Source organism: Macellibacteroides fermentans, assembly GCF_013409575.1.
Lineage (GTDB): Bacteria > Bacteroidota > Bacteroidia > Bacteroidales > Tannerellaceae > Macellibacteroides > Macellibacteroides fermentans.
In genome coordinates this window covers 1177208-1197335 of sequence record NZ_JACCCY010000001.1, presented here as the reverse complement: position 1 = coordinate 1197335, position 20128 = coordinate 1177208, and the positions used below count along the sequence as shown (strand labels likewise).

Here is a 20128-nt window from a genome sequence, read left to right as displayed (position 1 = left end):
AGGCGATGTGGAGCCAATAATTTTCACTTAAGGGAAGTTTATTTTTCCCTTAAGTGAAATTTTTATTTTACTTAAGTCAAAAATAAATTATACTTAAGGGAAAAATTGTCGGTACTTTTTAACCAAAAAGTATATACTTTTTGAATCATTTCTAATGAGTTTTGAAGTAGAAAGTACCTTAGAATTTTATCCAACCAAAGGAGCTATATTTTTAATGTTCCCTATTGCGCATCCTGGTGTCACCAGAATGCGCAATAGGGAACAAATAGGTTGTTTTACTGCTGCGAATCAATCAAAAGAGAGGTCATGCCGATAGATCCGCCTAGTATCTTATCGTTGAAGAATGTCACATTATCTTTGTTTCCACGCAATGCCAATGCGTAAAGCAGCGGATAGTAATGATCGGTTGTGGGTATTGCCAGCCGGGATGCGTTACTTAGTTTTTCGTAATTTATCAAGGCATCGTAATCTTCCAGAAGAATTTTATTTTTGATGATGTCTGTCATCTCAATGGCCCAATCGTATCCATAATCCTCTAACCCGAAAGACCTGCCGAACCTTACTTGCCGCAGGTTATGGATAATGTTGCCGCTCCCGATTATCAATACGCCTTTGTTTCTGAGGAATGCCAATTCCTCAGCCAGTTTAAAATGGGCTTCAGCCCCCATGGTGTAATCCAGACTTAATTGCAATACCGGAATGTTGGCCTCGGGGTACAGATGCACCAGAATACTCCAGCATCCATGATCGATCCCCCAGTCCATGTTAAGTCCTACTTTTTTATTCTGAAATTCGTGAGCAATTTGTGCGGCCAGTTCCGGAGAGCCGTTGGCAGGATAGTTTACATCAAATAGTGCCTGAGGAAATCCGCCGAAATCGTGTATCGTGTCCGGACGCTTCATTGCCGTTACCTGTGTTCCTCTGGTCTCCCAGTGGGCGGATATACACAAGATGGCCGAAGGTTGCGGAAGATTCTTCCCCAGAATGCTCCATTGTTGAGAAAATTCATTTAGTTCTATGGCATTCATCGGGCTACCGTGACCAATAAAAAGCACAGGCATTTGCTCTGTGCTTTTTATTTTATTGAAATCCGATTGTAAACTATCAAGCGTAATCATGATTGTTCTGTTTTGCAGTTTCTTAATTCTGCGCTGGTTCGAAAATTATTCGGCATTAGCGACTATTGTAATGGTAACTTCCATATCATCATTGATGAATGAATCTTTCAGATCTTTAAAGATATTTTTGGATCCGTAATTAACGCCCCATTGGGTACGGTCAATTGTAAAAGTAGCCGTGGTAGCCTTGTAGCTTGTACCTTCGTTGGTAACATTCGCATCGAAAGTGATGTTTTTTGATACACCTTTTAATTCAAGATTGCCACTGATTCTATGAGAATTGACACCGTCATTTAGTTTTTCAACTGTTGTAATCGTAAACTTACCCTCTGGATATTTAGCAACATCAAAGAAATCAGCACTCTTAAGGTGACCTACCAGTTGTTCGTTCATCTTTGCATCGGTCAGGTCTTCACATAAAATCTTATTCATGTCAAGGGTAAATGTTCCGGATACCAGTTCGCCGTTTTCAACCGATAATTCTCCTTGTTTGATGCCTAATGTTCCGTGATGACTTCCTCCGGGTTTGTAACCTTTCCAGGCCACTGTCGAGGCTAATGTATCTACAACTAATTTTTGACTGCCAACATTTGCCGTTGCTTCTTTTGCATCTGATGCATCCACTTTGTTACCCGACTTGCTTGAACATGATGTGGCGATAAACAGAGCCACTGCTGCTAATAAATAATAAGCTTTCATTTTACTTCTTTTTGGTTTTTAATTTATTTGATGCTGCAAAGTTCGGCTATTTAACAGGGGGGTGGGTAATAGTTTTCGGAAAATGTGTTGTAAATTCAGGAAATAAGCTTGCTCATTTCATTTCTGAACTCGCTGGGCGTTACTCCGGCCTTCTTTTTGAATACATTCGAGAAATAGGATTTCTCATTATAACCTAGCTCGAAGCCAATCTCTGCAATCGTTTTTTCACTATTCATCAATAGCTCTTTTGCTTCTGTAAGCTTTCGGGTCTCGATTATTTCGGATACACTTTTTTGAAGGATATTCTGACATATAATATTAAGATTGCGCGACGACATGTTTAATTTTTCTGCGTAGAAGTCAACATTTACATCCCGACGGAAATTATCTTCTAGAATCTGCAGAAATGTACGGAATGTGATATGCTGCGAACAGGGCTGGTCCATTTTCATTGAGGCAGATTTCTTCCGTTCGGACTCAATCATGATAAAGAGTGAGCTAAGCAGGCTGCGAAGTATGGCATAGTCCGGTACTTCCTGACTTGCAATTTCGTACATGATTTCACAAAGTTTAATTATTTGAGTGAAGTGTTTGTTTTCGGCCAGCTCAATGGTGGCATATTCGTGGTAACCGGCATACAGCTGGAAGCGCGATTCCGGAATAAATTCGCTTTTAAAGCGGAAGATCCAACCTTGCGGATAATTTAACTCGTTGTCGTGCAAAAATGTAATACGGTGACTTTTCCCTTTGGTTACGTAGCTGATAAGCGGTGCGTTGTAGATGGTGGATTTAAAATTTATAAAATGTTCAATCTTTCCCTGCAGGCAGATTACAAGCTCTTCCATGTCGTGAGCGTGCGGCTCAGATAAAAAGTCGGGTAATTGCTTCTCCAGACTGGCAGAAAACGGACTGATGTTGAACAATCTTTCCATATTACAGTTGATTAATAAACTTAAAATAATTACATTTTGACCGGTAATATATACAAAAGTATTTAATTATTTGAGGTTTTTCTTGATTCTTTTGTATAATTAATGGTTAATTATATATCTTTGTTGGAAAGTCTCTCTAGTTATATACAAACCAAATGTCTGTTATTATGTGTGGGAAAATTTATATGCTGCTTTGTTGCCTTTTATGTGTAACATGGATTCAGGCATCTCCATTCGAGAAGGACTCTTTCAAGACTAAAGAGGGGTATGAGTTGTCAATTCACTTTATTAAGCACGGAACTCTTATGCTGACCTACAGGGATGCTGTAATTCAAATTGATCCGGTATCATCTTATGCCGATTATTCAAAACTACCTAAGGCCGACATACTTCTTATCACCCACGAACACGGTGATCATCTGGATAAAAAAGCGGTTGATCAGACAGTGAAGGAGGGTACGGTGTTGATAGCCAACGAGTCTTCTGTTAAAATTCTGGATAAAGGATCTGTCATGAAAAATGGAGATAAACTTACTCCTGCAGATTACCTTACCCTGGAGGCTGTTCCAGCATATAACACAACCCCCGGAAGAGAGATGTATCATCCTAAACACCGTGACAACGGATATATTTTAACCCTTGGAGGTATGCGTATCTATGTGGCCGGCGATACGGAAGATATTCCGGAAATGGCTACCTTGGGTGATATCGATATTGCTTTTATTCCGGTTAACCAACCTTATACAATGACGATCGAACAAGCCGTAAATGCAGCCCGGATGATTAACCCCCGAATTTTGTATCCCTATCATTACGGAGATACGGATGTTACCCAATTGAAAAAACGACTGGCTTCCGATAAGTCAATCGATGTACGTATCAAACAGCTTCAATAAATATTCAATATTCTATTAACCTATTGTAAATGTAAAAAATAAATATGAGTACAGATTTTTTGATTGCCGTGGAAGGCAATCGTACAGCCGCTCTTAAGAAGAAGATTATACATTATTATATTGCAAATGGTGATGCAACCATTGCCGATCTTTGCAAAGAAATGGATCTGAGTATTCCTACGGTAACTAAACTGGTTGGTGAGTTGCTGGAAGAGGGGTATATACTTGATTTTGGTAAACAGGAAACCAGTGGAGGCCGTAAACCAAACATATATGGACTTAATCCGGAATCTGGTTATTTTATCGGAGTGGATGTGCGCAGAGACTCGATCAATATTGCTGCGGTAGATTTCAAAGGAAAATTTATCTCGCTGGAAGATGAGGTGCCTTTTACTTTGGAGAACACTCCGGCAGCCTTGGAGAATCTATGTATTATCATCGACGAATTTATTGGTTCGCTGAAGGTTTCACGTGATAAGATTCTATCTGTAGGTATTAATATTACAGGACGTGTAAACCCTATATCCGGTTATAGCTATAGTTTCTTCTATTTTGAAGAAAAGCCTCTTTCCTTAATAATTGAAGAGCGCCTTAAACTTAAGGTCTACATCGAGAATGATACCCGTGCAATGGCATATGGCGAGTATATGAAAGGTGCCGTAAAGGGAGAGAAAAATTTGATTTTTGTAAATATTAGCTGGGGATTGGGTGTAGGTATTATTCTGGATGGTAAACTATATTACGGAAAATCCGGATTTTCAGGAGAATTTGGCCATTTCTGTTTGTACGACAATGAAATAATTTGTCATTGCGGCAAAAAAGGATGTCTTGAAACCGAAGCATCAGGATCTGCGCTTCATAGAATGTTGATTGAACGATATAAAGAGGGTAGCAGTACCATTTTAGCCGATAAAATAAATAGCGGAGCAGAAATAACGCTAAATGATTTAATCGATGCGATTCAAAAAGAGGATGTGTTGTCTATCGAAATTCTGGAACATATCGGGACTAATCTTGGAAAAGCAATCGCCGGATTAATGAATATTTTCAATCCGGAATTGGTTATTCTTGGCGGAGGTATTTCACTTACAGATGAGTATATCCGCCTGCCGATTAAAAGTGCTGTGCGTAAATACTCGTTGAATCTGGTTAACCAGGATACGGAAATTAAAATTTCAAAACTAGGTGATCATGCAGGGGTGTTAGGAGCCTGCCTGCTTTCGAGGGGAAAAATTTTAGGAATGATTTAAGCATTGCTTTCGTATGTTTTTATAATAGCCTTATTATAAAAAAAAGAGAAGTTATACAGTTTGTAGCTTCTCTTTTTTATTTAGAAAAGGTTAGGTGTGGAAAATTCGATGCGTACACGAGTTTATTATGTTATTATTGTCTAAAATTCATTAAATAGAGATTTGATATTAAAATATTTTATTTAAGTTTGCATTGTATTTAAAATTGAATATTTGTTTAGCTGTATAAGTAAGATAATAATCTCATAAAAATAAAATTATGGAAAAAATAAAAGGTCTGATTAATGCTCCATTTACTCCGTTTTATGAAAATGGAGAGGTAAACTATGAACCTATTGAAGCGTATGCAAAATTGTTGGCAAACAATGGTTTAAAAGGTGTTTTTATTAATGGGTCGTCGGGTGAAGGTTATATGCTCACAGAAGATGAGCGCATTAAACTGGCCGAAAGATGGATGGAAGTTTCTCCAAAAGATTTTAAGGTGATTGTACATGTAGGAAGCACATGTGTTAAAATGAGCAATAAATTGGCCGCTCATGCGCAGGAAATCGGAGCTTGGGGTATCGGAGCTATGGCTTCTCCTTTCCCTAAAGCCGGAAGAGTAGAGGAGTTGGTGAAATATTGTGAAGAGATTGCCTGTGGAGCTCCTGCATTACCTTTTTATTTTTATCATATCCCCGCTCTTAGTGGCGTCTTTTTGCCAATGCTTCCTTTTTTGAAGGCAGTAGATGGTCGTATTCCTAATTTTGCAGGTATTAAATATACTTTTGAGAGTATTTATGAATACAATCAATGCCGCTTATATAATAATGGTAAGTTCGATATGTTGCACGGTCAGGATGAAACTATTCTGCCAGCATTAGCCATGGGTGGAGCTCAGGGTGGTATTGGCGGTACTACGAATTACAACGGACGTGTATTGGTCGAAATTATCGATGCTTGGGAAAAAGGAGATTTGGAGCGCGCTCGCGAATGTCAGAACTTCTCACAGGATGTTATCAATGTTATATGTAATTATAGGGGTAATATTGTTGGAGGTAAAAGAATTATGAAGCTTATCGGTCTTGATCTTGGCAAAAACAGAACTCCGTTCCAGAATATGACCGATGCTGAAGAGGCAGCTATGAAATCAGAATTGGAAGCGATAAACTTCTTTGAAAGATGTAATAAATTCTGATATTATTCAGACTTGATATAATCTAACGCCGCAAAATAATCTATTAAAAAAACATCAAGTTAAGCCTAGTAATTATGGATAACGTTAAAGAATATCTTAATCAGTGGTCTTCTTCATATAAGGAAGATCTGCTGACAAATATAATGCCTTTTTGGATGCAGTTTGGCTGGGACCGGAAACACGGAGGTGTATACACCTGCGTTAACCGCGACGGCAGCCTGATGGATACAACAAAATCTGTTTGGTTTCAAGGACGATTCGCCTTTGTATGTTCGTTTGCATATAATACGATTGAGAAAAATCCCGAATGGCTTGAAGCGGCAAAAAGCACACTCGATTTTATTGAAAAATACTGTATCGATACAGATGGTCATATGTTTTTTGAAGTAACAGACAATGGAGAGCCCATCCGTAAACGCAGGTATGTGTTTTCAGAATCGTTTGCTGCTATCGCCATGGCAGAATATGCACAGGCAACAGGTGATAAAACCTATGCAGAAAAAGCCTTGAAGATATTTAAGCAGATAAAGCATCTAACAGAAACACCGGGATTGCTTCCTTCAAAGTATTGTGATAGTGTGAAGATGCAGGGGCATTCTCTAACTATGATTCTGATTAATACGGCTTCACGTATCAGGCAGGTAATAAGCGATCCTATTCTGGATGAGCAAATAGAGTGGTCAATTAATCAGATTCGCAAATATTTTATACATCCTGAATTTAAAGCTTTACTGGAAACGGTAGGCCCCAATGGCGAGTTTATCAATACAAATATGGGCCGGACTATTAATCCTGGTCACTGTATAGAGACTGCCTGGTTCATTTTGGAAGAAGCCAAGTATAGAAACTGGGATAAGGAACTGGTAGATTTGGGTCTGACTATTCTGGATTGGTCCTGGGAATGGGGCTGGGACAAGGAGTATGGCGGTATAATAAACTTCAGAGATTGTTTGAATCTGCCTCCACAGGATTATTCGCAGGATATGAAATTCTGGTGGCCTCAGACCGAAGCAATCATTGCGGCTTTATATGCATATGAAGCAACTGGCGAACCGAAGTATATTGAGATGCATAAGCAGATAAGCGACTATACGTATGCTCATTTCCCCGATAAGGAGTATGGAGAGTGGTACGGGTATCTTCGTCGTGATGGAAGTGTGGCTCAGCCTGCAAAAGGAAATCTTTTTAAAGGGCCATTCCATATACCGCGTATGATGATCAAGTCGTACGACCTTTGCAAAGAGATTATTTCTAAATAAAAAATACCATGGCGATTTTTTAATTGCCATGGGTTTTTTGTTATATATATGGTTTGATTGCGATTTTAATATTTCTCCCTTATCGTAACGCCCGCATTGGTTGTAATATAGTTGCATCAATGCACTAAAGTCTAAGTTTTGGTTGCAATGTAAGTTGCGGCAATGGTATTTTTATTAATTTATTACTGATAATCTCATGAGAAAAATCTGTTTTTATTTTTGCTTTCTTTTTGTTGCCATTTCTGTATTTGGTAATGACACTGTTAGAATTCGGGAAACACAGATCCCCATTTTGATTGATCGGAAAGATAATGTGTTGTTTAACCTGCGTGTCGACTCTAAGCAGAGCAAGGTGTTGAACCATGTTACGCTTCGGTTTGGCAACGATGTTAAACTTTCGGAAATTCAATCGGTTAAGTTGTATTATTCTGGTACAGAGGCTGTACAGCGAGATGGTCAGCTTAATTATGCTCCGGTTGCCTATATCTCCAGAGAAGAGGTCGGTAAAACTCGCGAAGCTAACCGGTCTTACTCCGTTTTGAAAAGTGAAAAAAAGTCTCCAGCTCAAACCGTAACACTTACATGTGATCAGGTTTTGTTTCCGGGAATCAATTATTTCTGGGTAAGTTTGGAAATGAAACCTACAGCGTCATTGGTTTCAAAAATTACAGCAGAGGTGACCGGCGTTCATATGGATGGTAAATCTTCTATTCTTACCATTGATCAGGGATCTGTTGTGCATCGGATGGGTATTGGAGTAAGACATGCCGGTGATGATGGAGTTGCTGCATACCGGATACCGGGGTTGGTAACATCTAATAAAGGTTCGTTGTTGGGTGTGTACGACGTCCGTTACAATAACAGTGCTGATTTACAAGAGCGTGTGGATATCGGATTAAGTCGTAGTACAGATGGTGGTCAGACCTGGGAGCCTATGCGGGTAGCTATGACTTTTGGTGAAGAGGGCGGACTGCCTTCTGCCCAGAATGGTGTGGGTGATCCGGCAATTTTAGTTGATAAGAAGACAGGTACTATCTGGATTGTTGCAGCCTGGACGCATGGTATGGGAAATGGCCGCGCATGGTTTAACTCGCAGGATGGTATGGATAAAAATCATACGGCTCAGCTAGTCTTAGCCAAAAGTGATGATGATGGCAAGACCTGGTCGAAACCCATCAATATAACATCGCAGGTTAAGGATCCATCGTGGAAGTTCCTTTTACAAGGTCCCGGTAGCGGTATAACAATGCAGGATGGCACGCTGGTGTTTGCTACACAGTTTATTGATTCAACCCGTGTGCCTAATGCTGGAATCATGTATAGTAAAGACCATGGTAAAACCTGGAAGATGCATAACTTTGCGAGGACAAACACAACGGAAGCACAGGTTGCAGAGGTTGAACCGGGTGTGTTGATGTTGAATATGCGTGATAACAGAGGTGGCAGCCGTGCTGTTTCTGTAACAAAAGATTTGGGTAAGACCTGGACGGAGCATCCTTCAAACAGAAGTGTACTACAAGAGTCTGTTTGTATGGCGAGCTTAATAAAAGTAGAAGCTAAGGATAATGTGTTAAACAAAGGGATACTGCTTTTCTCTAATCCTAATACAACTAAGGGTCGTCATAGTATAACGATAAAGGCTAGTCTTGATGGTGGACTTACCTTCCCTAATGAGTATGATGTGTTGTTGGATGAGGGTCACGGTTGGGGATATTCTTGTCTGACTATGATTGACAAAGAAACAGTAGGAATCCTTTATGAAGGAAGTACTGCTCATATGGTTTTTCAGGCGGTAAAGCTAAAAGATATTGTAAAATAAATGTAGTTTGGGAGACGAATGCGCCGTAAATTGCATTCGTCTTCTTTGTTTTTAGATGTATATTTTTGTTCCGTTTCTAAGTTGGTACTTGTTTTCTTATTGTATAAATTATTGATTGTACCATTTGAAACTGGCATGTATACAGCATATAAATTAGATAGGGATGAAACGGATTTACTTGTTTTTGTTGCTTATTTGTTGTGCTTCATTGGTTGAGGCACAAAAGATTAAGGTTGCATGTGTAGGTAATAGTGTTACGTTTGGATACGGTCTTGCTAATCCGGCAGAAGACGCTTATCCTGCGCAATTACAGAAATTACTAGGTGAAGGGTATGAAGTAGGAAATTTCGGGAAGAGTGGAGCTACGCTGCTTTCTAAAGGACACCGGCCTTATATATTGCAGAAAGAGTTTGAAGATGCAAAAGCTTTTGCTGCAGATTTGGTCGTAATTCATCTTGGATTGAATGATACGGACCCTCGTAATTGGCCCAACTACAAAGATGAGTTTGTGAATGATTACCTTCAGTTGATCGATGCTTTTCGTAAAGTAAATCCTGCTTGTAAAATCTGGATTTGCAGACTGACTCCTATTACTGCTAAGCATCCACGTTTTGAATCTGGTACACGCGATTGGTATTGGCAGATTCAACATCAAATTGAAGAAATTGCAGGTGTTGCCGGAGTCTCTATTATCGATTTGCAGGAGGGATTGTATGCTCGTCCGGATTTGTTGCCGGATGCCTTGCATCCTACTGTTGAGGGGGCTTCAATAATCGCCCGGACAGTCTATAGCTCCCTAACCGGAAATTTTGGCGGATTAAAAATGTCTTCTCTTTTTACGGATGGTATGGTACTGCAGTGTAATGAACCGCTGCGGATAACAGGTACATCCAATGCCGGTGACCAAATTACAGTTTCTGTGGGCGGACAGAAGAAACGGACTGTGACTTCATCCAACGGTAAGTGGAGTGTGGTGCTTGATCCGTTGAAGGCTGGTGGTCCTTACGAGTTGTCTGTTTCCGGTGCAAATAAAAGATATGTTTATAAAGATGTGCTTGCGGGCGAAGTGTGGCTGTGTTCGGGACAATCCAATATGGCTTTTATGGTTGCTGAAGCTGCTGAGAAAGCGGCTTTGCTTAAGAAAGCTGGCGATAATTCTAACGTAAGATTATTTGACATGAAACCTCGTTGGATGACCAATGCTGTAGAGTGGGATGGTTCCGTACTGGATTCGTTAAACAGTCTGCAATATTTTAAAGATGCCCGATGGGAAAAGTGTAATGATAAGAATGTTAGTCGGTTTTCGGCAATTGCCTACGCTTTCGGACAGATGCTTTCCGATAGTTTAAACGTGCCGGTTGGTTTAATCTTAAATGCGGTGGGTGGTTCTCCATGCGAATCTTGGATTGATAGAAGAACACTGGAGTTTAATTACCCCGGAATATTAAACAACTGGACTAAAAATGACCGGATTCAGGATTGGGTTAGGGAAAGAGCTTCATTGAATATCAAAAAATCGGACAATTCACAGCAGCGTCATCCTTATGAACCGTGTTACCTTTTCGAATCCGGAATTATTCCATTGGCTTCTTATCCTGTTAAAGGTGTAATCTGGTATCAGGGAGAGTCAAATGCCCACAATAAAGAGATTCATGAAATTCTATTTCCTTTGTTGGTTGATAGTTGGAGGAAAAACTGGAATAAAGAATTCCCTTTCTATTATGTACAGTTGTCGGGATTAAATCGCCCTAGTTGGCCTCATTTCAGGGATAGTCAGCGTCGGTTGGAAAAAATTATTCCAGGCAGTGCTATGGTAGTCAGCAGTGACTTAGGCGATTCATTAGATGTTCATCCCAAAAGGAAGCAAGAGGTTGGTGAACGATTGGCTCGTCTGGCCTTGAATAAAACGTATGGAAAAGATATAGTGCCGTCTGGACCTCAATACAAAGAATCCGAATTTAAAAATGGCTATGCTTTAATTTCCTTTGATTATGCAAACGGACTGCGTGCCTCGGATGATAAGGATTTACGTTCTTTTGAAATTGCTGAATTTGATGGTCTTTATTTCCCTGCTAAAGCAATTGTGGAAGGAGATAAAATAAAGGTATGGAATGATAAAGTGAAGCATCCTCGTTTTGTTCGTTATGGATGGGCGCCTTATACAAACGGCAATTTGGTAAATAGGGCACTATTACCTGCTTCCACTTTTACTTCGTCTGATAATTAGTCTCGTTCATCCTTTAAAATATTGAACTGTGTATAACTATATTAGAATAGCATTTTATTGTTTTGCGGGTATTTTTCTTATCGCTTGCCAAACATCACGCCCAGTCAGATGGCCTGGAAAGAAAGCTGTTTGGCAGTCTTTACCTTCCTTGCCTCGGACAAATAGTTCCGATTCAATTTCTTTAGGTGTTTCCGGTCATTTCTCCGGAATCACTAATGGATGTATTTTAGTTGCAGGAGGATGCAATTTCCCTGATAAGCCTGCATCCGAAGGAGGAGTAAAGAGATATTACGATTCAATATGGAAGTTGGATACTGCCGGCATGATGACTGTACAATGGGAAAAGGTAGGAACTTTACCCCATCCCGTTGCTTATGGAGCGTCGGTCTCTGTATCGGAAGGCCTTGTCTGTATTGGAGGGAACAATGATAAACAATCATTTTCGTCAGCTTATTTATTGTCGTGGAATGCCGTAGCCTCTCAAGTTGATATAATAAAACTTCCGGAATTACCATTTAGAATGGATAATTTGGCAGCAACATCAAGTGCTAACTATATCTATGTTGCCGGAGGAAATAAAAATGGCATGCCGGCTAATTCATTTCTCCGTCTGAATCTGAATCAGCTGACTAAAGGATGGGAGATCTTGCCCGATTTTCCCGGATGTGCCAGGTTGCAGCCTGTTTTAGTTTCTCAGCATTCTGATGAAGGAACACAGATTTATCTATCCGGGGGATTCCAGCCTGAAGTTTATAATAGCAAACCTTTTATTCCGACAAATTTATTGTCATTCAGTAGTGTGAATAACGAATGGAAACTAGAGTCGGCTGTTCCTGTTATGAAGGGAGGTGAATTGCGGACATTTACAGGAGGATGTGCTGTTTCTAATGGAGATAGTTTGATTTACTTTACTGGCGGTGTAAATTATGACCGATTTTTATCTGCCATAAGTATGAACCGAAACCTGAAATTGGCAGAAAAAAATGGTAAAACGAGTTTATTTAGTAGACTTACCAGGGAGAAAGATTCCTATTTAAAGCATCCGAGTGCTTGGTATAAATTCAATAAAGAGATATTTATATATAATACGTTTACAAGAAAATGGACTTTCCTTGATGATAATGAGTTTACAGCCAGAGCTGGAGCATCCCTTTTATTGTTAAATAAATGTTTTATTATTATTGGGGGTGAAATTAAACCTGGAATAAGAACGCCAGATGTGGGCCTGATACGAATTTTGTAGATTTTACAAGAAATTTTAGAAGGAGTCATTATCAAATGGCTCCTTTTTTGTCTTATATTCAATTAAACCTCCATTTTAATTAATGTTTTATTTTTTATAGTCATCAATTCGGTATTATTAAGTCTAAGTGTTAAAAATGTAAACTTTTCTAATTTTAAGAGAATATATTAAAATAATTTATTTATGTTTGTCGTGTAAATAAAATGAATATGATTTGTGGGGCTTTGTTATGTATTAATTTGAATTGTATTGAGGGTTGATGAGATGGTATTGAGAGAATGAAGACATAGAAAGCAGAGATTTGATGAATATTGGTAAAAAGTTATGTGCAAATAAATATTATTATCCTATTATTAATTTATAAAGTTATGAAAATGAGTCACAAGACTATCTTAAGTTTCTTACTGTTACTTTTATCTCTAAGCATTTTTGCTCAGAATAAAGTTGCCGTTAAGGGTGTTGTGTACGATAACCAGAAGATGACATTGCCTGGTGTCTCAGTGTTGGAAGTCGGTACACAAAATGGGACCATCACAGATATAGATGGTAATTTTGTATTGGATGTAAGTCCAAATGCTACACTTCGGATTTCTTATATTGGTTATGCCGCATTGGAAGTTAAAGCAACCGCCGGAGCTCCGATGAATATCATTATGAAAGAAGATAGTCAGCAACTGGAAGAAGTTGTGGTTACAGGTTACGGGGGTAAGCAGCTACGTACCAAAGTAACAAACTCAATTGCTAAAGTAAAAGAGGATGTCTTAAAACAAGGATTATTCTCGAATCCGGCTCAAGCACTTTCTGGGGCTGTATCGGGGTTGCGGGTTTTGCAGACATCAGGTAATCCGAGAGCAACTCCAACAATTATTCTTCGTGGTGGTACTGATTACAGTGGATCTGGATCTCCACTAATTTTGGTTGATGGTCAGGTACGTGGAAGTTTGAGCGATATTAATCCGGAAGACATTGAATCGATGGAGGTCCTTAAAGATGCCGGAGCAACAGCTATTTATGGAGCTCGTGCAAATAATGGCGTAGTTTTAGTAACAACAAAAAGAGGTAAAGAAGGCAAAGGAGAGATTGCAGTAAAGGCAAAATTCGGTCTTAACTATTATTCAAATCCGTATGAATTTATGGGTGCCGGTGATTATATATCATGGATGCGTAAGGCTTATCAACGCTCAGCTCAAATTTATCAGGATTCAAAGGGAGGTTGGCAAGGTGTAACAACAATGGCTTCTTTGGGTACAGCTTCTCCTTATGGAACGGGAAATAAATATTTTGCAAGCGACGGTGTCACTCCTTTAGATGGGAACAAGACTTCTCAGGCTATTTGGAGCCCAATGAACTATACAGATGATTTGGCTTTCTTGCTGAAACAGGGATGGCAGACAATGACTGACCCTGTTTACGGTGGACAGATTATTTATAAAGACTTTGATCCGGCAACATTTAATTTAAATACTCCTTCTTTTTCTCAGGATTACAATATTAGTGCCAGTGGAGGAAATGATAAAGGTAATTACTATGCAGGTATTGGCTACAATAACAGTGAGGGAAATGCAATAGGAAACTGGTATAAACGCCTAACCTTTACTTTCAATGCCGATTATAAGCTTAAGCCATGGTTAACATCAAGTTCATCATTTAATTTCGCTGATGCTAAATGGTATGGATTGTCTCCAACATCTTCTTCTGAAGCACTTTATTTTTCAAGGCTAATGTCGTTGCCGCCAACGTTCCGTGGATACAATGCTGATGGTGAGATGTTGTTGGGTAATAATTCTGGTGATGGAAATCAGTTGCTTAACTTAGACAAATTAATTCGAGACAATAATACTGATAAGTTTACAATGGTACAATCTTTCAATATTGATATTATGAAAGGTTTAGCTTTGAAATTATCTGCCAACTGGTATTTTGACGAAGAAAAGCTGGAAGCATTTAACCGTGATTATTTGTCATCACCAGGTAATTATAATACTGCCAGAGCTAGTTCTGCCTCTTATGACCGTACATTAAGTCAGACTTATAATGCAGTGTTGAATTACGATAATCAAATTACAAAAGATCACTATCTGGCTGCTATGGCGGGTTTTGAATACTATGATGCTTATAATAAAGGGTTTTCTGCATCAGGTTCTGGGGCAGCAACAGATGATTTTATGGATTTATCGTATACGAGTACTGATAAAGGGAAACGTTCAATTGATTCATGGCATAGTCGCCAACGTATCATGTCGTTCTTTGGTCGCGTAAATTATGATTTTCAAAGTAAATATCTAGTTTCTTTTGTAATGCGAAAAGATGGATATTCAAAATTAGTAGATGATAATCGTTGGGGGGTATTCCCAGGAATTTCCGCTGGTTGGGTATTTGGAAAAGAAGAATTTATGCAAAAATATTCGGATGTTATTTCTTTTGCAAAATTAAGAGCAAGCTATGGATTGAATGGAAATGTAAATCCTAATTGGGTTGGAAATTATACTGTTCAAGGATCGTATGGAAGTAATAAATATAATAGTAATACCGGATACCTGCTTGGAAGTATTCCTAATCCATATCTTATGTGGGAGAAATCTCAAACATTGGAATTTGGTTTGGACTTAAGTTTCTTGGCAAATAGAATTAATACCAACTTTACATATTATAACAGAAATACAGAAGATAAATTTGCAAGTATTACTTTACCTTCAACTTCTGGAATTTCCAGTATAACATCAAATAATGGGAAATTACAGAATCAGGGACTTGAATTTGAGTTAGGTTTCCGTATTATTGATGGAAAAGATTGGAAATGGAATGTTAATGCGAATGGTGCATATAATATTAATAAAATCATTGAACTACCTAATAATGGATTAGAACGTAATCGTCAAAATGCATTTCAGGTCTATACCGGAAAAGGTGAGGATAAAGCATGGGTAGGAGGTTATCAGGAAGGTCAACGTCCGGGAAATATTTATGCGTTTAAGGCCGAAGGTATTTATAAATCTGTTAATGAGATCCCAGGAGAGCTTATTGATAAGTCTACGGGGAATAATGGATCGAATAATAAACCGCTTTATGGTCCTGATGCGTGGGCTAGATTGACTGACGCACAAAAAACAAAAGCATTACCAATTCAACCTGGTGATGTAAAATGGAAAGACGTTAATGGTGATGGGGTAATTGATAATTTTGATCTTGTGAAGGTAGGAAACACTGTGCCTAAATGGACCGGCGGTATTAATACTAACCTTACATGGAAGAATTTATCTTTCTCAGCACGTTTCGACTACGCTCTCGGATTTAATGTAGTAGATTACAGAACTCCTTGGATTATGGGAAATATGCAAGGAACTTACAATTCTATTGTAGATACAAAACAAACCTGGACAGAAACGAATGTAAATGCTAAATATCCTGTTTATACATGGGCTGATCAGCTTGGAAAACGTAATTATGCAAGAAATACATCCATGTTTGTGTATAATGGAAATTATATTGCATTACGTGAATTGAGTCTGGCTTATAGATTGCCATCATTGTTAGCAAGCAAGCTTAAATTAAATAATGTTGAATTTTCTGTAACAGGACAAAATTTAGGATACTTTACAGAAGCAGATCATGTTTTCTCTCCTGAGCAGAGTGACAATAGTGGAGGTTATCCATTGCCACGTACTGTTATATTTGGAGTAAATGTTTCATTCTAAAATTTTAATAGTAACGATTATGAAAAGAATATCATATATTTTATCAATATTTATTTCTGTGCTGTTTTATACTTCGTGTGATTCACTCGATTTATCTCCGGAAGATTATTATGGAAGTAGTAATTTCTGGAATAATGAAGCACAGGTAAAAGGTTTTATGACAGGATTGCATACGGATCTTCGAGGAGATTATACTTTATTCTATTTGCTGGGAGAAGCTCGTGGAGGTACTTCACGTACAGGAACATCTTCATTGAATACCAGTTTGAATTACAGTAGTCCGATAAAGGATAATCAATTTACGAAAGATAATGTAGGCATTTCATCTTGGGGAGGTATATATAGCAATATCATGCAAGTGAATCACTTTATCCAAAAAGTGGAAAACGAATGTGCTTTTTTATCGACAGAAAGTCGTAATACTTATTTAGGTCAGGCCTATGGCTTAAGAGCTTTGTATTACTTTATGCTTTATAGAACTTGGGGCGGAGTTCCTAAAATTACTGATGTGAAAGTTTTAGATGGTAAAGTCTCTGCTGACAAACTTTATACAGCTCGCTCTACAGCTGAAGAGACACTTGCTTTTATTAAAGAAGATATTGTTAAGTCTGAAACATTTTTTACAAATACTACAGCTGCTTCGGCTTCAATTTGGTCTAAAAATGCAACGTTAATGCTTAAGGCAGATATCTATTTGTGGTCAGCAAAAGTAACGACAGGAAATCATACTGCAGCAGGCCGTGCAGATTTAGAGGTTGCTAAAACTGCATTGCAAGGGATAAGCGGCTATTCTTTAATGAATGATTTCTCAAGTGTGTTCTCTTCTAAAGGTAATAATGAAATTATTTTTGCCATTAGATTTATGGATACAGAAGCTACGAACTGGGGTTCAGAATTTCTTTATGCTCAAGCTGGCTTTGTAGATGCTGTATATGGTCGTGATGGAAAACTATTGGGTGATGTGTTGAATCTAAGAGGAAATGGTTTGTTAAGAAATGAATATAAAGAATCTTTATGGAGAAGTTATGATGCCACTGATTCACGTAGGGACAAAACATTCTTTGATTTTTATTCAAAACCAGTGAATGGCGATTTTGGAATTGTGTTGAAGAAATGCATTGGTATCATTAACAGTACGAATGACAGGGTTTACGAAACTGACGTAGTTTTGTATCGGTATGCCGACTGGTTGTTAATGATGGCTGAAATAGAGAATGGTCTTGGAAATTCTTGTCAGGCTTATATAAATCAAGTTCGACAACGTGCTTACGGCGATAATTATAATGATCAGGTAGCTTATAAGGATGGTTCTTATGCAGAAAATGAAATGGCTATCTTACATGAGCGTGATAAAGAATTTGTATGGGAAGGTAAACGTTGGTTTGATGTAGTACGCATGCATGATGCTAATGGTAAATCTCTGGTCTTTTCTGCCTCTGCAAATTACCCTGCGGTATACGGACAATCACCTGAAGCTTTGATTCCCGAATCGCAATCTCACAAACTGCTATGGCCAGTTGATGTAAATACGCTTAATAATGATCCATTGTTGGAACAAACACCAGGATATTAATTATAAAAGGCCTTTGCCAATTAATATTTAATGCCTTGAATAAGTTTTATTGATTAAATAATGAATTGGGGGTAATCTCTTTTTGAGGTTGCCCCTTAATTTATAGGTTTGGAATCAATCTCTCTCAAAATTCTTTTGAAAGTTTCTAAAGTTTGACTTTTTTATGGAATTTTGTAACTTTGCAGCTGAAAATTAGACAACAACTAACAGAAATAATTCATGCAACAACTTCCGGACGATCCGATGATTCTCTTCAGTACAATCAATATGAAGCTTCGAGATTACTATCCCTCATTGGATGCTCTTTGCGATGATATGGCTGTTGACAAAGGACAACTTACAGCCAAACTTGCTTCTGCAGGTTTTGAATATAATCCGGCTCAGAATAAATTTTGGTGATCTGCTTTATCCAAGAATCGGATACTCATACACATTGGTAGTTCTTTGGGTAAAACCGATACGCTGATAAAGCTGATTTGCAGTAATTCGTTCCGGGCGTGAAGTTAAAAATAATTTTGATAAGCTTAATTGTGGAGCTATTGCGAGAGCATGAAGTAGCAGTGTCTTCCCTAATCCTTGGCCCCGGTACGATTCATCCACAACCACATCTTCAATCCAACCTTTTTTGCCAGTTGGGATCAATGTAACAGCCAGTGAGTAGGTTGCGATGATAACTCCTTCCTTGCGGATTACATAAAGCTTTACAGGCGAATTTTCTGCTTTTATTCCATCTATGTATTCGCGGGAGAGCTTTACTGTACGCCCCGTAAGCTGATTCATCAGACTCTCCAGTGTAAGTAAGTCTGCTTCACTTATTTCTTTTAATTCTTCTACGTACAAATTCATGTAAAATAGTTTTTATTCTTTCTTTGCTAATGTAAGGCCTAGTTGCGTTGCTTGACGAATTCGATCAGCCATACCTATTCCCCCTTTCAAATTTCCTGCAATATGAAGACCCGGATACTGCTTTTCCAGCTTTTCGATAGTCTCAAATCTTTTGCCGCTATTTAGTTCATATTGAGGGATAGCCCGATGATGGCGGAAGATTTTGAGCAGGTCGGGTTCTATTTCTTTTTGAAATCCCAACATCAGGTGTAATTCTTCCCTTATTAAATTGATAAGCTCTTCGTCGTTTTTTTGCAGAAGTTCCTGGTGTTTCATGCCTCCCATAAAGAATGAAAAGAGAGCTCCCTCTTCTGGCGCTCTTCCTTCAAAACAAGCCGAAGGAAATAGTATACCCAATATCTTTTTCTTTTCCTTGGATGGCACTAGTCCTCCGAATGCATTGAAACGCAATGTTCCGGTATTTTTAAATCCTACGCTTGCTTGTATCACCGGAGCGTAGGTAAGATTGCTGATGGATGCCATCTCTTTACGATCTATAAACGGTAAGAGGTTAGGCAGGTTGTATGCTCCAATAGTGGAGACCACCTGACTTGCATGATAGGTGTGTTCTCCATGAGGAGTATTATACTTTATTTCCCATTTTCCGTTATGGGGTAAAATAGTTACATTATCTGCTTGTAGCGTAATATGTTTGCTCCCGATCGCTTTGGTCAGGGCTTCAGCCAGATTACCTAATCCCTGACGTGCAGAAAAAACTTTTTTGCTGGCAAGAAGATCTCGTTCAGTTTTAGGGATTTTAGCTTTAGCAATTGTTCCACGGATAAAACTGCCATATTCCTGTTCCAGATTATAAAGCTTGGGAAGGGCATACCGGGTTATCAGTGTATGTGGATTGCCGGCATACACTCCGGACAGAAATGGATCAACTGCATAATCTACGAAAGATTGTCCCAAACGTCGGGCAGCCAGTTGGGCTACAGATTCGTCGGGATTGGAACCTTTACTCCGAAAAGGTTCACCTAAGATTCGGAACTTGTCTTTCAATGTAAACAGAGGGGTGGTAACAGCACTAAGTAATCCGGAAGGTAACTCACGGAATCGATCTCCTTTCCAGATAAGGCGTCGTTTGGATTCCTCTTTTGCGGTTTCGAGTTCGCAATGGGGTGAAAGCGCCGCGAACAGTTCGGCTACTTCAGGGTAAGATACCACTCCGGTATTTGGTCCTGATTCGTATATAAAATCGTTTTCTTTATAAGTATGTATTTGTCCTCCAGTACGTGCAGAAGCCTCAAGTATATGGACTGATATACCTCTGCGTGTAAGGTAAAATGCTGTGGTCAGCCCTGTGAGACCTGCCCCTATTACAACTACTTGTGCTGATTTTGCTTCCATCG

At 38.8% G+C, this 20128-nt stretch carries 15 protein-coding genes; 10 read left to right on the top strand and 5 right to left on the bottom strand.

All coding sequences use genetic code 11. From position 1 onward, the window contains the following. Positions 1-275: 275 nt before the first annotated feature. The 3 genes from ygiD to F5613_RS05055 form a co-directional block, all read right to left on the bottom strand. Positions 276-1118 carry a 4,5-DOPA-extradiol-dioxygenase gene (gene ygiD / locus F5613_RS05065; RefSeq protein WP_179398911.1) on the bottom strand — a complete coding sequence of 281 codons (843 nt, stop codon included), beginning with the start codon at positions 1116-1118 and terminating at the stop codon, positions 276-278. Positions 1119-1163: 45 nt separating this feature from the next. Next, positions 1164-1817 carry a YceI family protein gene (locus F5613_RS05060; protein WP_179398910.1) on the bottom strand — a complete coding sequence of 218 codons (654 nt, stop codon included), beginning with the start codon at positions 1815-1817 and terminating at the stop codon, positions 1164-1166. Between the two features lie 95 nt (positions 1818-1912). Further along, positions 1913-2749 carry a helix-turn-helix domain-containing protein gene (locus F5613_RS05055; protein WP_179398909.1) on the bottom strand — a complete coding sequence of 279 codons (837 nt, stop codon included), beginning with the start codon at positions 2747-2749 and terminating at the stop codon, positions 1913-1915. 185 nt (positions 2750-2934) lie between these two features. On the opposite strand from F5613_RS05055, the gene F5613_RS05050 reads away from it, so the two are divergent. From F5613_RS05050 to F5613_RS05005, 10 genes are all read left to right on the top strand, one after another. Further along, positions 2935-3645, top strand: coding sequence for an MBL fold metallo-hydrolase (locus tag F5613_RS05050; RefSeq protein WP_394353441.1), 711 nt, complete (start codon positions 2935-2937; stop codon positions 3643-3645). A gap of 44 nt (positions 3646-3689) precedes the next feature. Then, complete coding sequence (locus tag F5613_RS05045; protein WP_179398907.1) at positions 3690-4895, top strand: ROK family transcriptional regulator; 1206 nt, start codon at positions 3690-3692, stop codon at positions 4893-4895. A 259-nt stretch (positions 4896-5154) separates the two neighbouring features. Beyond that, positions 5155-6072: a dihydrodipicolinate synthase family protein gene (locus F5613_RS05040; protein WP_079683390.1), complete on the top strand. Its 918-nt coding sequence runs from the start codon at positions 5155-5157 to the stop codon at positions 6070-6072. A gap of 74 nt (positions 6073-6146) precedes the next feature. Further along, positions 6147-7331, top strand: coding sequence for an AGE family epimerase/isomerase (locus F5613_RS05035; protein ID WP_179398906.1), 1185 nt, complete (start codon positions 6147-6149; stop codon positions 7329-7331). A gap of 196 nt (positions 7332-7527) precedes the next feature. After that, positions 7528-9150, top strand: a complete 1623-nt coding sequence (locus F5613_RS05030; protein WP_179398905.1) for a sialidase family protein — start codon at positions 7528-7530, stop codon at positions 9148-9150. 163 nt (positions 9151-9313) lie between these two features. Then, positions 9314-11377, top strand: coding sequence for a GDSL-type esterase/lipase family protein (locus tag F5613_RS05025; protein WP_179398904.1), 2064 nt, complete (start codon positions 9314-9316; stop codon positions 11375-11377). 28 nt (positions 11378-11405) lie between these two features. After that, on the top strand, positions 11406-12620 hold the full coding sequence (locus F5613_RS05020; protein WP_179398903.1) for a cyclically-permuted mutarotase family protein: 1215 nt from the start codon (positions 11406-11408) through the stop codon (positions 12618-12620). Positions 12621-12994: 374 nt separating this feature from the next. Continuing rightward, the gene (locus F5613_RS05015) at positions 12995-16315 is read left to right on the top strand and encodes a SusC/RagA family TonB-linked outer membrane protein (protein ID WP_179398965.1); all 3321 of its coding nucleotides are present in this window, start codon (positions 12995-12997) and stop codon (positions 16313-16315) included. Positions 16316-16334: 19 nt separating this feature from the next. Further along, entirely contained in the window at positions 16335-17888 is a 1554-nt protein-coding gene (locus tag F5613_RS05010) for a RagB/SusD family nutrient uptake outer membrane protein (RefSeq protein WP_068184309.1), read from the top strand. 219 nt (positions 17889-18107) lie between these two features. Next, positions 18108-18287, top strand: coding sequence for a DUF4250 domain-containing protein (locus tag F5613_RS05005; protein WP_068184312.1), 180 nt, complete (start codon positions 18108-18110; stop codon positions 18285-18287). 6 nt (positions 18288-18293) lie between these two features. Here the strand turns inward: F5613_RS05005 and F5613_RS05000 are convergent, their stop codons facing one another. Continuing rightward, the gene (locus tag F5613_RS05000) at positions 18294-18734 is read right to left on the bottom strand and encodes a GNAT family N-acetyltransferase (RefSeq protein ID WP_246303336.1); all 441 of its coding nucleotides are present in this window, start codon (positions 18732-18734) and stop codon (positions 18294-18296) included. A 12-nt stretch (positions 18735-18746) separates the two neighbouring features. Continuing rightward, on the bottom strand, positions 18747-20126 hold the full coding sequence (gene hemG, locus F5613_RS04995) for a protoporphyrinogen oxidase (RefSeq protein ID WP_179398902.1): 1380 nt from the start codon (positions 20124-20126) through the stop codon (positions 18747-18749). Positions 20127-20128: the final 2 nt, after the last annotated feature.

Coding starts and splice junctions, on each gene's coding strand:
- ygiD (WP_179398911.1), bottom strand. CDS start 1,118: ATGATTACGCTTGATAGTTTACAATCGGATTTCAATAAAATAAAAAGC.
- F5613_RS05060 (WP_179398910.1), bottom strand. CDS start 1,817: ATGAAAGCTTATTATTTATTAGCAGCAGTGGCTCTGTTTATCGCCACA.
- F5613_RS05055 (WP_179398909.1), bottom strand. CDS start 2,749: ATGGAAAGATTGTTCAACATCAGTCCGTTTTCTGCCAGTCTGGAGAAG.
- F5613_RS05050 (WP_394353441.1), top strand. CDS start 2,935: ATGCTGCTTTGTTGCCTTTTATGTGTAACATGGATTCAGGCATCTCCA.
- F5613_RS05045 (WP_179398907.1), top strand. CDS start 3,690: ATGAGTACAGATTTTTTGATTGCCGTGGAAGGCAATCGTACAGCCGCT.
- F5613_RS05040 (WP_079683390.1), top strand. CDS start 5,155: ATGGAAAAAATAAAAGGTCTGATTAATGCTCCATTTACTCCGTTTTAT.
- F5613_RS05035 (WP_179398906.1), top strand. CDS start 6,147: ATGGATAACGTTAAAGAATATCTTAATCAGTGGTCTTCTTCATATAAG.
- F5613_RS05030 (WP_179398905.1), top strand. CDS start 7,528: ATGAGAAAAATCTGTTTTTATTTTTGCTTTCTTTTTGTTGCCATTTCT.
- F5613_RS05025 (WP_179398904.1), top strand. CDS start 9,314: ATGAAACGGATTTACTTGTTTTTGTTGCTTATTTGTTGTGCTTCATTG.
- F5613_RS05015 (WP_179398965.1), top strand. CDS start 12,995: ATGAGTCACAAGACTATCTTAAGTTTCTTACTGTTACTTTTATCTCTA.
- F5613_RS05010 (WP_068184309.1), top strand. CDS start 16,335: ATGAAAAGAATATCATATATTTTATCAATATTTATTTCTGTGCTGTTT.
- F5613_RS05005 (WP_068184312.1), top strand. CDS start 18,108: ATGCAACAACTTCCGGACGATCCGATGATTCTCTTCAGTACAATCAAT.
- F5613_RS05000 (WP_246303336.1), bottom strand. CDS start 18,734: ATGAATTTGTACGTAGAAGAATTAAAAGAAATAAGTGAAGCAGACTTA.
- hemG (WP_179398902.1), bottom strand. CDS start 20,126: ATGGAAGCAAAATCAGCACAAGTAGTTGTAATAGGGGCAGGTCTCACA.